General features: G+C 28.1%; 10 protein-coding genes. 9 read left to right on the top strand and 1 reads right to left on the bottom strand.

The annotated features are described in order from the left end of the window. Positions 1 to 60 precede the first annotated feature (60 nt). The 4 genes from gcvPA to KGF52_RS01120 all read left to right on the top strand — a co-directional run bounded on the left by gcvPA (position 61) and on the right by KGF52_RS01120 (position 7702). Positions 61 to 2535 (top strand): aminomethyl-transferring glycine dehydrogenase subunit GcvPA, encoded by a 2475-nt coding sequence (gene gcvPA / locus KGF52_RS21330; protein WP_255642524.1) that lies wholly within the window; start codon positions 61 to 63, stop codon positions 2533 to 2535. After that, positions 2535 to 3992 carry an aminomethyl-transferring glycine dehydrogenase subunit GcvPB gene (gene gcvPB, locus KGF52_RS01130; RefSeq protein ID WP_227838840.1) on the top strand — a complete coding sequence of 486 codons (1458 nt, stop codon included), beginning with the start codon at positions 2535 to 2537 and terminating at the stop codon, positions 3990 to 3992. The genes gcvPA and gcvPB overlap by 1 nt, the downstream gene beginning before the upstream one ends. Before the next feature lie 168 nt (positions 3993 to 4160). After that, complete coding sequence (locus KGF52_RS01125; RefSeq protein ID WP_227838839.1) at positions 4161 to 5108, top strand: DMT family transporter; 948 nt, start codon at positions 4161 to 4163, stop codon at positions 5106 to 5108. A gap of 236 nt (positions 5109 to 5344) precedes the next feature. Next, positions 5345 to 7702, top strand: a complete 2358-nt coding sequence (locus tag KGF52_RS01120; RefSeq protein ID WP_227838838.1) for an HAD-IC family P-type ATPase — start codon at positions 5345 to 5347, stop codon at positions 7700 to 7702. A gap of 94 nt (positions 7703 to 7796) precedes the next feature. Here KGF52_RS01120 and KGF52_RS01115 read toward each other — a convergent pair whose 3' ends face one another. Then, the gene (locus tag KGF52_RS01115) at positions 7797 to 8114 is read right to left on the bottom strand and encodes a pyrimidine/purine nucleoside phosphorylase (protein ID WP_227838837.1); all 318 of its coding nucleotides are present in this window, start codon (positions 8112 to 8114) and stop codon (positions 7797 to 7799) included. A 314-nt stretch (positions 8115 to 8428) separates the two neighbouring features. On the opposite strand from KGF52_RS01115, the gene KGF52_RS01110 reads away from it, so the two are divergent. The 5 genes from KGF52_RS01110 (at position 8429) to KGF52_RS01090 (ending at position 14629) form a co-directional block, all read left to right on the top strand. Further along, complete coding sequence (locus KGF52_RS01110; protein WP_227838836.1) at positions 8429 to 9109, top strand: response regulator transcription factor; 681 nt, start codon at positions 8429 to 8431, stop codon at positions 9107 to 9109. A gap of 88 nt (positions 9110 to 9197) precedes the next feature. Continuing rightward, a complete protein-coding gene (locus tag KGF52_RS01105; RefSeq protein WP_227838835.1) occupies positions 9198 to 10586 on the top strand; it encodes a sensor histidine kinase in 1389 nt (462 codons plus the stop codon). 197 nt (positions 10587 to 10783) lie between these two features. Beyond that, positions 10784 to 11659 (top strand): ATP-binding cassette domain-containing protein, encoded by an 876-nt coding sequence (locus tag KGF52_RS01100; protein WP_227838834.1) that lies wholly within the window; start codon positions 10784 to 10786, stop codon positions 11657 to 11659. Beyond that, positions 11659 to 13902 (top strand): M1 family aminopeptidase, encoded by a 2244-nt coding sequence (locus tag KGF52_RS01095; RefSeq protein ID WP_227838833.1) that lies wholly within the window; start codon positions 11659 to 11661, stop codon positions 13900 to 13902. The genes KGF52_RS01100 and KGF52_RS01095 overlap by 1 nt, the downstream gene beginning before the upstream one ends. After that, positions 13895 to 14629, top strand: a complete 735-nt coding sequence (locus KGF52_RS01090; RefSeq protein ID WP_227838832.1) for a hypothetical protein — start codon at positions 13895 to 13897, stop codon at positions 14627 to 14629. Before KGF52_RS01095 ends, KGF52_RS01090 begins: the two co-directional genes overlap by 8 nt. Positions 14630 to 14855 lie beyond the last annotated feature (226 nt).

Below are 14855 nucleotides of genomic sequence, written 5' to 3'. Positions count from 1 at the left end.
AGGACATAGTGGTGAAGTTGCTTAAATATAATAGGTTTAATTTTATGGGGAGGGTTATATATGAATGAATTAAAAAGAGTGCCTTTGTATAATACACACAAAGAGCTTGGTGCAAAGCTTGTTGAATTTGCTGGCTGGGAGATGCCTTTAGAATATGAAGGAATAAACAAAGAGCATAAAATGGTTAGAAAAAGTGCAGGTATATTTGATGTATCTCACATGGGAGAAGTAGAAGTAAAAGGAGTAGAATCAGAAAAATTTATACAAAACCTAGTTACGAATGATATAAGTGGATTAAAAGTCAATGACATCATATATACACCTATGTGCTATGAAAATGGTGGAGTTGTTGATGATTTATTAATATATAAGTTTGGGGAAGAAGATTATTTGTTAGTAATAAATGCAGGAAATATAGACAAAGATGTTGCCTGGATAATCAAGCAAAGTGAAGGATATAAAGTAAATATAAAAAATATATCTAATGAAGTTTGTCAATTAGCAGTTCAAGGACCTAAAGCAGAAAAAATTCTTCAAAAAATCACAGACATAAATTTAGAATCAATAAAATTTTATAAGTCAATGCCAGAAGTAAAAGTATCTGGATACTCTTGTTTAGTTTCAAGAACAGGATATACTGGAGAAGATGGTTTTGAAATATATTGCAAAAATGAACATGTAAAAGCAATTTGGGATGAAGTCCTAAAAGTTGGAGGAGAAGATATATGTCCAGCTGGTCTAGGTTGTAGAGATACTTTAAGGTTTGAAGCAGCCTTACCTCTATATGGACATGAAATAAATGAACACATATCTCCACTTGAAGGAGGATTATCTATTTTTGTAAAAGTAAATAAGGAATCATTTATTGGCAAATCAATCTTAGCAGGAGAAAAAGAAAATGGGATTAAAAGAAAATTAGTAGGATTTGAAATGCAAGGCAAAGGGATGCCTAGAAATGGATATGATATAAAAGTTGGAGATAAAACAGTTGGTTTTGTAACTACTGGGTGTGCATCTCCAACAACAGGGAAAATCTTAGGTATGGGAATTATAGATGCTGAATATGCAAAAGCAGGAACTGAAATAGGTATAGCCATTAGAAAAAAAGTTGTTCCTGCTATAACAGTTAAGAAGCCTTTTTATAAAAAACAATATAAAAAAGATAATGTTGTAGTAAATAAAGAAAATAAATTTTCATATATACCTGCTACAAATGAAGATAAGATAAAAATGTTAAAAGTAGTTGGATTAAACTCAGTTGATGAATTATTTTCAGATGTACCAGATGAACTAAAATTAAAAAGAGATTTAAATCTAGACAGTGGAAAATCTGAATTAGAAGTTAGTAAAATAGTAAAAAGATTGTCAGAGGAAAATTTAAGTCTAGAAGATTTAACTTGTTTTCTTGGAGCTGGTGCGTATGACCATTATATTCCATCAATTATAAAACATATAACTTCAAGGTCAGAATTTTATACAGCATATACTCCATATCAAGCAGAAATAAGTCAAGGAACTTTGCAAGTAGTGTTTGAGTTTCAATCCATGATTGCAGAAATTACTGGTATGGAAATTGCAAATGCATCAATGTATGATGGAGCTACTGCTGCAATAGAAGCATGTATAATGGCAATGAATCAAACTAGAAAAAGTAAAATAGTAGTATCAAAGACTACACATCCAGAAACTTTATCAGTACTAAGAACTTATTTACAATATAAAGATTGTGAAATAGTAGAAATTGATTTTTGTAGTGAATATGGAACTACAGATATAGAAAAATTAAGAGCTTCTGTAGATAAAGATACAGCATGTGTCCTTATACAAACTCCTAATTTCTTTGGGATTATTGAAGAAATGGAAGAAATAGAAAAGATAACTCATGAAAATAAAGCCATGTTAATTATGAGTGTTGACCCAATATCATTAGGTGTTTTAAAAACACCAGGTGAAATAGGAGCAGATATTGTTGTTGGAGAAGCTCAATCACTAGGAAATCCTCTTAATTTTGGAGGTCCTTATGTAGGATTTTTGGCTAGTAAATCTAAATATACAAGAAAAATGCCAGGAAGAATAGTTGGGCAAAGTTTAGATACAGAAGGGAAAATTGCATATGTATTAACTTTACAAACTAGAGAGCAACATGTAAGAAGAGAAAAAGCAACTTCTAATATATGTTCCAATCAAGCTCTAAATGCTCTTGTAGCATCAATATACATGGCTACTATGGGTAAAGAAGGATTTAAAGAAGTTGGTATGCAATCAATGAAAAAAGCACACTATGCTTATAATAAACTTGTGCAAACAGGAAAATACAGACCTATATTTAAAGGCCGATTTTTTAAAGAATTTTCAGTACAAGGAAATCATAATATAGATACTATAAACGATAAACTTTTAGAAGAAAATATATTAGGTGGTTATAATTTAGAACACAATTATCCAGAATTAAAAAATTCAACTTTACTTTGTGTAACTGAAAAAAGAAGTAAAAATGAAATAGATAAGTTAGTTGGAATAATGGAGGGGTTATAATGAAAGAATATAATAGTTTGTTGATAGATATATCTAAAAAAGGCAGAAAAGCATACTCAATTCCAGAGTTAGATATAGATGATATAAAAATAGAAGATATGATTGACCCAAGTATGGCTAGACAAAATGAATTAAACTTACCAGAAGTTGGTGAATTAGAATTAGTTAGACATTATACTTTATTGTCAAATAAGAATTTTGGTGTTGATACTGGTTTTTATCCCTTAGGTTCTTGTACAATGAAATATAACCCTAAAATTAATGAAGATATGGCAGCACTTCCAAACTTTACTGGAATGCATCCATATCAATCTCCAGATACAGCACAAGGGTCTCTTGCTCTTATGTATGATTTATCAAATAAGCTTGCAGAAATTACAGGTATGGATGAAGTGACACTTCAACCTTCAGCAGGTTCACATGGTGAATTTACAGGTCTTATGCTGATAAAGGCGTATCATGAAAATAGAGGAGACTATAAAAGAACTAAAGTAATAATTCCAGATTCTGCACATGGAACAAATCCAGCAAGTGCAGCTATGGCGAATTTTGATGTAATTCAAATAACATCTGATAAAAATGGTGCTGTAGATATAGATGCGTTAAAAGAAGTTTTAAATGATGAAGTAGCAGCCCTTATGCTTACAAATCCAAGCACTCTTGGGCTATTTGAAAAAAATATAAAAGAAATAGCTGACCTTGTACATGAAGCAGGTGGTCTTTTGTATTATGATGGTGCAAACATGAATGCTATTATGGGAATAACAAGACCAGGAGATATGGGATTTGATGTAGTCCATCTTAATCTTCATAAGACATTTTCAACTCCTCATGGTGGCGGTGGTCCAGGGGCTGGACCTGTTGGAGCCAAAAAAGAGTTAGTGTCTTTTTTACCAATTCCAGTAATTGAAAAACAAGAAGATAAATATGTATTAAATTATGACAGACCAAAATCTATCGGAAAAATTAAAAATTTTTATGGAAACTTTGGTGTCCTTGTAAGAGCTTACACATATATATTAACAATGGGAAGAGATGGACTTAAAGAAACTAGTGAAATGGCAGTTCTAAATGCTAATTATATAAAAGAAAGTATAAAAGATGATTATATTTTACCAATAGATACTTTATGTAAACATGAGTTTGTATTAGGCGGATTACCAAGAGGAGAAGCAAATATAAAAACTATTGACATAGCAAAGCGATTGTTGGATTATGGATATCATCCTCCAACAATGTATTTCCCTCTTATTATAAATGAGGCGCTTATGATAGAGCCTACAGAAAGTGAGAGTATAGAAACATTAGATAGTTTTATTGAAGCTATGAAGAATGTCGCAAAAGAAGCTAAGGAAGAACCAGAACTACTAAAAACTGCTCCACATAATACTTTAGTTAAAAGAGTTGATGATGCAAGAGCAGTGAAAAAGCCTATATTAACATGGTCACAAAGATAAATAATAAAAATAATAAATAATTTAAATATACAAAAATTTTGTATTTGTATTAAAAAGCTATCTAAACTATCTTAAATTAGATAGCTTTTTTGTGTATATGTTGACATACATGGTATGTACTGTTAAAGTTTTTTATATATTATTAGAAAATGTGAGGATGTTAAATTTATGAACAAAGTAAGTGATGTAACAAAAGGTTATACTTTAGGGGTATTGGCAAATATTCTATTTGGCTTTTCTTTTTATTTTACTAAGACAGTATTAAATTTGGTTGACAATAAGGTTTTTACAGTATTATCATTAAGATTTACAATTGGATTGATAGCAGTAATAGCATTATATAAGTTTAAATTTATAAGCTTAAACTTTAAAGGTAAAGATATTAAATCACTTTTGATTTTATGTATGTTTCAACCATTTCTATATTTTATGCTTGAGACATTTGGAGTTAAGTATACATCTACATCAGAAGTTGGAGTTATGATATCTATGATACCAGTAGTTACAGGAATTATGGGAATTATATTTTTAAATGAAAAAATGAACTTGAAACAAGTAATGTGCATCGTAATTGCAGTTTTTGGTGTTATAATAGTAAATTTACAAAATACAGGTAATCAAACAAGTAGCATGCTTGGAAGAATAATGATACTTGGGGCAGTAATTTGTGCTGGTGCATATGGTGTATATGTAAGAAAATTATCTAAAAGCGAATTTACACCAATTGAAATAACAGCAGCAATGCAACTAATTGGAACAATATCATTTACATCAATATCTGTTGGTGGTGAATTGGTATCAGGGAATCTAATAGAATATGCAAAAGGATTATTTAATATGGAGATTGTATTTCCAATAGTTTATTTGGGTATGGGGTGTTCTTTGTTAGCTATGTTTTTAAATAACTACTCAAGGTCTAAACTAGAGGCTGTAAAATCATCAATATTATCAAACATAGCTACAGTGGTATCTATATTTGCAGGAGTATTTTTACTGAATGAAAAGTTCAATCTTTATAGTATTGTAGGAAGTATGCTTATAATAATTTCAATTATAGGAATGGTTATATATGGTAAAGAAAAATGTGAAGATTTGGAAACTGAATATACAGATTAGTTTTATTTTATAGGACATAATAAATCTATTTATTCTTTCAACTTAATTTAAACTTAATAAAAATATATCGAAATTCATAAAAAATTTAGGAAATCTTAAGAATTATGATATTTAAATCTTTAGATTTATGTTTTATTATATAAACTATAATAAGATATATTAAACTAAATTAGAATTTTACAATATATTTATAGATATTAATGTTAAAGAAAAAGTTAAGTTGAAAGGAGTATAATATGGATAAAGTTAACCTAAAAAGATATAATTGTGATATAAATGTTGGATTAAACAGTGAACAACTTCAAAGTAGAATAGATGATAATTTAATTAATGTATTTGACAATGGAAAAACTAAAACATACAAGCAAATTTTTAAAGATAATATATTTACACTTTTTAATCTTATAAATATTGTTTTAGTTTGTTTGCTAGTTTCAGTTGGCTCTTTTAAAAATACCTTATTTATATTTATTGCTATAATTAATACTATTATTGGTGTGATTCAAGAAATAAGAGCAAAAAGATTGTTGGACAATCTATCTGTTATAGTATCAAGCAAAGTATCCGTTATAAGGGACAAAGAGAAAAGAGAGATTGATGTTCAGGAATTAGTGCTAGATGATATTATGATTTTAAAAACAGGGAATCAAATCTGTGCAGATTCAAAAGTTTTAGAAGGAAAGTTAGAGGTAAATGAATCTCTAATCACAGGAGAATCTGATATTATTGTAAAAAACAAAGACGATTTTTTATATTCTGGTAGTTTTGTAGTTTCTGGAGAGGCATTTGTAAAAGTTGAAAACATAGGAAAAGATAACTATGCAAATAAGATAGCTAATGATGCTAAAATTTCCAAGAAACACAATTCTCAACTTAGAAATTCATTAAATGCAATATTAAAAGTTGTTGGTGTAATAATTATTCCTTTAGGAATTATCTTGTTTGTAAAACAACATTTTGGAAATGGAGATTCTATAGTAACATCTGTAGTAGGTACTGTGGCAGCTGTAAATGGAATGATACCAGAAGGATTAACGCTACTTACAAGTATTGCTTTAGCTGTTGGGACAATAAAGCTTGCAAGTCACAAGACTTTAGTTCAAGAATTATATTGTGTAGAGACTCTTGCTAGAGTTGACACATTATGTCTTGATAAAACAGGTACAATTACCGAGGGTAAAATGCAAGTTGATGATGTAGTAATGCTTGAAAAAGTTGATATAAACGAGATAATGGGAAATTTGTGTAATTCTCTTAAAGATGACAATGCAACATTAAATGCTATAAGAGATAAATATGATATTTCAGATACATATAAAGTTAAAAATTTAATTCCATTCTCATCAGCAAGAAAATACAGTGGTGTTGTTTTTGAAAATGAAGGTACATACCTAATAGGAGCTTTTGAGTTTATTTTTAAAGATAGATATAAAGACTTAAAAATAGAGATTGAAAAATATTCTAAAGCAGGAAATAGAGTAATAGCTTTAGCTCATAGTAACTCTTATATGGAAGATAATAATATACCTGAAGATATAAAACCGCTTGCTTTTATACTGATATTAGATAAAATTAGGGATGAGGCCAAGGAAACTTTAGAATTTTTTTATAATGAAGGTGTAGATATAAAAATTATATCTGGAGATAATCCTATAACAGTAAGTGAAGTAGCAAGAAAAGCAGGTCTTAAAACAGCTAATAGATTTATTGATGCAACAACACTTAAAAATGATAAAGACATATATCATGCTGTTGATAAATATAGTGTTTTTGGAAGAGTAAGCCCACAACAAAAGAAACAAATGATTATAGCATTAAAACAACAAAATCGTACAGTAGCAATGACAGGAGATGGTGTAAATGATGTGTTAGCACTTAAAGAAGCTGACTGTAGTATTGCTATGGCATCTGGAAGTGATGCTACCAAAAATGTTTCTAATTTAGTTTTATTAGATTCAAACTTTGCATCCATGCCAAAGGTTGTTATGGAAGGAAGAAAGGTAATCAATAATATTCAAAGAGCATCTTCTTTGTTTTTAGTAAAGACAATATTTTCATTCTTCTTGTCACTATTAACATTATTTTTCTTTAGTAGACAATATCCATTTGTACCAATTCAATTATCCTTGATTGGAGCTGTAACAGTAGGTATACCATCATTCTTTTTAGCTCTTGAGGCAAATAGAAGTAGAATTTCAGGAAATTTCTTGCTTAATATATTAAAAAATGCTTTACCAGGAGCACTATGTGTAACATTAAATGTAATTATTGTTTACAATATAGTCGAATATTTAGGTTATAGTTCAAGTGTATTTTCTACAATGTGTGCTATATTAACTGGTATATGTGGTCTTTTGATATTAAGACAGCAATGCTTGCCATTTAATAAAGAAAGATTATTTTTAATTGTAAGCATGACTATATCATTTGTTATTGGTATTCTATTTTTAGGTGGACTATTCTCCTTTGTAGCTCTAAGTAAAGAGCTAATCCTTATAACTATGGTATTAGCGGTATTAATGTCAATTATGATAAAAGTTATGTTATTTGTATTAGATGAGATACTAGACACAATAGCTCCAGATTTAAACTGACTTGAATAATATAAAAAAGAGCAACTTAATATTAAATAGAGTTGTTCTTTTTTTATTTACATTAAATTTTATATAAGAATATCATGTATATTTATTAATCAGCTATGTATGAACAGCAATAGTCAACAACTTCAGTTACTTTTAAATCAAAGCTTGAATCAGAAGGAACATTAAATTTTTGACCTTCTGTATATGTTACAAACTCATTGCTTCCAGGCAGTTTTACATCCATGCTTCCAGCAAGCATTTCCATTATTTCTTCTTCTCTAGTAGAAAAAGTGTACTCTCCAGGTAACATCAATCCTAAAGTTTTTCTTTCGCCATTAGGAAATATTAGTACTCTACTACTTACCTTACCATCAAAATAAACGTTTGCTTTTTTCACTGCATTAACATTTCTAAATTCACTCATTAGACAAGTCCTCCAAAATTATTTATTCATATATATTATATAAGAATAATGTAAAAATTACTATATATTTACAAATAAAATTTAGTATTTCTAAAAAAAATTAATCAAAATAAAATAAGAGAATATTTTTAAAATAATAAATGGTAAAAATTTCATAGAAATATTATATTGAACTGACAATTTTACCAATATATAATAGGAGAGGAGTTTATGAGAATTGCCTTATGCTACACATTAAAAACATAAAGATAATGTATAATCTAAATATATATTATACAACCTAAAGTTTATAGTTATAGAAAGAGGGGATAAACTTGTCAAAGAGAATATTGGTCATAGAAGACGATATAGATATCCAAAATATAATAAAAACATTTTTAGAAAATGCAGGTTATACTATTATAACAGCAAATGATGGTCTTGATGGGATTGAGAAGTTTAAAAAACAACAATTTGATTTGATTTTATTGGATATTTTGATGCCAAAGATAGACGGTTTTGTAGTTTGTGAAATGATAAGAAATGAATCTAATATTCCAATTATTATACTTACAGCATTGGATGAAGAAACAGACCAAGTAAAAGGATTTGAATTAAAAGTGGATGATTATATTACAAAGCCCTTTTCTACAATTGTTCTTCTAAAAAGAGTAGAGGCAGTATTAAGAAGAATCGGTGACAAAGAAGAAAATCATGAAGATAGGGAATTTTTATTATATAGAGATATCAATATTGATGTTGAAGGATATAAAGTTTTTGTTAATGGTAAAAAGATTGAATTGACTGCTAGAGAATTTGAAGTTCTAAAGGAATTAATAGAACACAAGGGTCGTGTACTTACTAGAGAAAATTTAATAAATAGCCTGTGGAAGTATGATTTTTTAGGAGATGAAAGGGTTGTAGATACACATATAAAAAATCTTAGAAAAAAACTTGATGTGGATTACATAGAAACAATAAGAGGGGTAGGATATAGGATTGATGTATTGGATTAAGAAAAGTCTAAATAGAAAAGTTTTTTTAAGTACAACCTTGATACTTATTTTGTCCTGTACGCTAATTTATATATTTATCATGATGTCAATGCCCAAAACATATAAATCATACCTAACTGATGATATCAAAAAAAATCTTGATGAATTTGTTAAAGTTATTGAGAATACTAAATATGAGGATTCAGCACCTAAATTTTATGATTTTATAATTGAAAATAATGTGTCTATTGATTTAGTGAAAAATGGAAAATTAGTAGAAATACCATCTAATATAAAGTATGGTAAATTAGGTGATGAAAATATTATATCAAATAAGAAGCAAAAAGCTATATTCAATGAAGATAATTTTTTATATAAGTACTTAAATAATAATCAAATTTCGGGAAGTAGCTATGTAAGTGCTATATCCACTGAGATTACATTTAAAGATAGTTCAGATAAATATATTCTCTCTGTTGTACCAAAATTGATGGTAGTTGATGAAGCTTCTATAATTTTATTAAAATTGATACCAGTAGTCGCAATAATGATTTTGATAATATCACTAGTTACTGCATTTATTTATTCCAGAGTAATTACAAAACCTGTTGTCAAGATAAGTAACACTTCAAAAAAAATTGCACAGATGAATTTAGATGTTAGATGTGATGTAGAAAGTCACGATGAAATAGGTTCTCTTGCCTTAAGTTTAAATGAACTTGCACATAATTTATCAATTACACTTAATAATCTTGAATATGCAAATTCAAAGCTCCAAGAAGATATTGAAAAGGAAAGAAAGAACGAAATAAGTAGAAGAGCTTTTTTTGCAGCGGTATCTCATGAGCTAAAAACGCCAATTACGATTATAAAAGGTCAACTTGAAGGCATGATATATAATATTGGCATGTATAAGGATAGAGATACTTATTTAAGACATTCACTTAAGGTAATGGAAAGCATGGAAGAAATGGTACGTGAAATTCTTGATATTTCTCGTATGGAGTCATCTGGATTTAAATTAAATACAGTAGAAATCAATATGAGTTCATTAATACAAAAATCAATACAAAATTACTTAATATTAGCAGAAAATAAGAATATAGATATTCTTAGTGATATAGAAAAAAATTTATACTCTTTTGTAGATATAAAATTGATGAAAAAAGCTATTTCTAATATTATTAACAACTCAATTAAGCACTCAAAAAACGGTGCTTTGGTAAATATAAAATTGTATAAGAATAATGAATGTGGAGTTTTTGAGGTTGAAAATTCAAATATATTTATAGAAGAATCTGAGATAGAAAATATTTTTAATCCTTTTTATCGTGTAGATAAGTCACGAAGCAGACAATCTGGCGGAAGTGGTTTAGGATTGTATATTATTAAAATTATATTTGATATGCACAAGGTTAAATATAAAATTGAAAATACATCAGTGGGTGTAAAATTTACAGCTATATTTCCTATCGCATTAAAAAATACATTGCAGTAAATATTTTATAAATAAAATAACCCTATACTAAAATTTTAAAGTTAAATTTTAGTATAGGGTTATTTTGAGTATAAATATGTATTTAAAAAGTATTTAGGTACCATATAAAAAACAAGGCAAGAACATATTAACTACATACTTCATTTATATAATAAAAAATGTAATAAGAAACTAAAAATATGAAAGGTGAGTGAAATATGAAAATCGATGTTAAAAATTTAAATATGACTTATAAAGCAGGGAAGGAAGCACTAAAAAATATAAATATGAGTCTTGAAAGTCCAAATTTTATAGGCTTATTGGGTCCAAATGGAGTAGGAAAAAGCACTTTAATGAAGCTACTAACTTCAAGAATATTACAAACCTCAGGTCAGATTTTAGTAAATGGTAAACCTCTTCAACAGTGTGAGACAGAGTTAAAAAGTAAATTAGGATATTTACCACAAGAATTTGGATTATATGATGAATTGACAGTGTATCAATTCCTCGAATATATGTCAGTTTTAAAAGGTATTAATAAAAACACAAAAAAGATAATAGAAGAAGTTATTAATCAGACCAATTTATTAGAAAAAAGAAACTCAAAAATTAAAACCCTGTCAGGGGGACAAAAACAGAGAGTAGGTATAGCCCAAGCAATAATGGGAAATCCAGGACTATTAATACTGGATGAACCTACAGTTGGATTAGACCCTGAGGAGAGAATAAACTTCCGTAACTTATTTTCAAAAAATTCAAGAGATAAAATTGTAATATTGTCGACACATATTATAGAGGATGTTCAGTCAGTATGTAATAGACTAATCGTGATAAATAAAGGAAATGTACTGTTTGATGGAAGCTCAGAAGAGTTAATTAAAAAAGCACAAGGACATGTTGGTATTTATGAAGATAAAAATGGAGAAATACATAAAAATGGAAAAAGCAAATTTAAAGTTACATCAAGTATTCTTACCACAGCAGGAACTTCATATCGTATTGTAAGTCATAAACTTCCAGATTTTGCAATATCTGTAGAACCATCCCTAGAGGATGCATATATGTTTTTAATATCTGAGGAGGAGATAAAGTAATGCAATCAATTAAATTTATCAAAGATGAGATAAAGAGGCTTTTTAGTTCAAAGATTACATGGACTTTCATATTAGTAATAGCATTGATACCAGGTTTATCAATAATAATGTATGAAATGCCTGAATTATTACTACAAAGTAATTTAGGACAAGAGCTTAGTTTGAGTGTACCTGTTTTACTTAATCCAGCAAAACTAGGGGCTTTAATAGGCACAGTCTTATTTTCGATGTTTACAATATATGAGATGGATAATGTCTACAGAAACAAAACTAATGGGATTATAGAAACTATCATGGATGCCAAAAGTTTAAATCTAGCTAAGGTAATTTCTATTCTTGTATCAGCTATAGTATCTGTAATAATTTCAATGATTATCTGTCTACCATACTCTATCATTAAGATGAGTGAGGATTTTAGTTTAAATATTTATCTGATAAATTACTTAGTTTTAATGTTACCAGCTATATTATTTGGTATTTTACTTTCAGCTGGATTTTACTCTATAACAAGACGCATTGATTTAAGTATAATTATGTTACTTATACTAATATTTTTATCTATAAATGTAAAAGATAGTTATCTTATTGATTGGGTACAGACAAAGGTAACTATTTACTCTTCTAGTTTTGGAAATGCCTTGCAATTAAGAGCTTTATATTGGAATAGACTGCTTTGGAGTTTCGTGTCAATATCAACTTATTTAATGGGTGTAATATGCACAAGAAAATATGAAAAAAATATCTTTTCATCTATGATGTTTAATATGAAGAAAGTATCAATATCAATTTTAACTGTAGTGTTAATTGCTAGTTCTTATAGTATATATGCATTAGAACCGTACTATGATGATAGTCCTCCAACTAAAATGGAGAATGTAGTAGATAAGAAATCTGGTTCAGGTGTAGTTATGGCTACTAAAGAGGATGAAAAGTTAAATAAGGATATAAAATTAATTGATTCAAGTCTTGATATAAAAATAAATCCTAAGAAGGCAAGCTTGGATGGGAAAATAGAATATACTATGGAAAATAATAGTGGTAAAGAACAAAAATTGAAATTTGATTTAAATCCTGGATACAATGTTAAAGATATCAAGCTAAATGGTAAAAAAGCTAAATTTGATATCTCTAAAAAGAAGCAACCAGAAGGACGAATTAGTTTAGATACAACTAAAGAAAAAAATCTTAAAATTGAAATTGAGTATGGAGGTAAATTAATAAATAATCAATTGCTAGAAGAAATTCTTTCAGGATATATAATAAGTGAAGAGAATATTAAGATAGTTAGTAGCTCAATATACCCAGAACCTAAAATTGATGTTATGAATACAATGGAATCAATGATTCACGGTAACATCACTTTACCTACAGGTATAACACCTGTAATAAGTGGAATCAGTACAGAAAAACTAAAAGTTGATAAAAAGAATAATGAATGTACATGGAAATTCAATACACAAGGAACTAGATTAACTATAATAGCTGCGGACTATGTAAAAAAAGATATACAAGCAGGTGGGATTAAGGTACAGTTTTATTATAATAGAAAGAATGAAGACAAGATAAACAAAATGAATGCAGAGAAAATTATAAAAGGTTCTATTGCTTTTTATACGAAGCAATATGGAGAATTAGAGCGTTATAAAGTTATTCCACTTAAGTTAGTAGAAGGAGGAGCTACATCAAGCATTGGGGCTGGAGGAAAAGCATATGAGAATATAAGTTATATGGATGAAAGTATTTTCAACCCAGATGTATTTGAAAATAGTATAGGAGAAGGTAGTAATGGGGCTGAAGTTTTGGCACATGAAATATGTCATCAATGGTGGGGAATTATAGTACAAGTTGATCCAATGGTATCACCTTGGTCAGCAGAAGGTATAACAAATTATGCGACTAACAAGTTTATGGAGTATGAATATGGAAAAGAGTATAGTAAAAAAACTATAGATAATTGGAAAAAAGAAAATGATAAACTTAAGAGAAATTTCTATATGAATAATCCACAATATCTAGAAAAGTTACCTGAGAACTATGTATTTAATATTTTATCACCTAATTCTATGAGACTTCTTTACAACAAAATGCCACTACAACTTTTAAAGGCGGAAGAGATTTTAGGTCAAGATAAATTTGAAACTATTCTCAAAAGTTTATATGATAAATACAAGTACAATATATTAAAATATGATGATTTCTTAAAAGCTTGTAATCTTACAGGGGAGGAATTGAATCTTGAATAATTTAAAAATAATGAAATATGAAATGAAGAGACTATTATTTTCTAAGGTGTATTTAGTTTTACTATTAATAACAGGATGGTTCTCCTACAATGTTCTTAAGACAAAAACAATCTATGGTTTAAATGATACAGCACCATTTTCAGAGTGGAGCTATTCAAGTTTTTTACTTGATGTAAATCCATTTTTACTAGTTATAGTTCTTATGTTTTGTACATATATATTTTCAAAAAAAGAAGAAGCAGTAAGGACGATTACTATGACAACTAAGATAAAGCCTACAACATATTTTTGCTTAAAAAGTATTACAATAGCAGTTGCATATCTTCTAACAGTTGTAATTGTAATTGCGATAAGTTTTATTTTTTACAATAGAGTATTTCAATTCAATAACTTTGGTCAGTTTGTACAGCCTATATTTCTTATTTTAATACCATCTGTATTATTTGTATTAGGGATGGGTATGTTTATTGGTAATATAAATGGAAATTTACTATATATTTTTATTCCAATAATATTTCTTATAACAAATTCTGGTGCACTATCTATTATATCTGGTAAGAGTCTAGTAAACTCTATACTGGAGAGTAAAGTTGCAGATATGATGGGGAATCTTGCATTTAATATTCCACAGGGATTTGTAATCAGTAGAATATCACTTGGAGTTATAGGTATACTCTTAATAGTTAGTGTATGTAAAGCATACAACAAAAGTAAAAATAAAGTTTAAAAATGCTTACAAAGAAAAAATTGATTAGTTCTATAAAATCATAATTATTTTTTTATATTTGGATGTATATAGATAATCTAAGATGTGAATAGGGGATTATATTAAGGGAAATATGATATAATTACTAAAGTTATAAATAGACTAAAGAAAAAGAGTATATTTTAACCTATAGTTTTTTAGGTTCAAAATATACTCTTTTACTAGTTATAGTTATATAAATTAAACA

Source organism: Clostridioides sp. ZZV15-6597 (assembly GCF_020657815.1).
Lineage (GTDB): Bacteria > Bacillota > Clostridia > Peptostreptococcales > Peptostreptococcaceae > Clostridioides.
Note: the sequence above shows the minus strand (reverse complement) of the source record. Positions and strands in the feature narration are given on the sequence as shown.

Excerpts from the sequence above, each read along its gene's own strand:
- gcvPA (WP_255642524.1), top strand. The coding sequence starts at position 61 with ATGAATGAATTAAAAAGAGTGCCTTTGTATAATACACACAAAGAGCTT.
- gcvPB (WP_227838840.1), top strand. The coding sequence starts at position 2,535 with ATGAAAGAATATAATAGTTTGTTGATAGATATATCTAAAAAAGGCAGA.
- KGF52_RS01125 (WP_227838839.1), top strand. The coding sequence starts at position 4,161 with ATGAACAAAGTAAGTGATGTAACAAAAGGTTATACTTTAGGGGTATTG.
- KGF52_RS01120 (WP_227838838.1), top strand. The coding sequence starts at position 5,345 with ATGGATAAAGTTAACCTAAAAAGATATAATTGTGATATAAATGTTGGA.
- KGF52_RS01115 (WP_227838837.1), bottom strand. The coding sequence starts at position 8,114 with ATGAGTGAATTTAGAAATGTTAATGCAGTGAAAAAAGCAAACGTTTAT.
- KGF52_RS01105 (WP_227838835.1), top strand. The coding sequence starts at position 9,198 with ATGCCCAAAACATATAAATCATACCTAACTGATGATATCAAAAAAAAT.
- KGF52_RS01100 (WP_227838834.1), top strand. The coding sequence starts at position 10,784 with ATGAAAATCGATGTTAAAAATTTAAATATGACTTATAAAGCAGGGAAG.
- KGF52_RS01095 (WP_227838833.1), top strand. The coding sequence starts at position 11,659 with ATGCAATCAATTAAATTTATCAAAGATGAGATAAAGAGGCTTTTTAGT.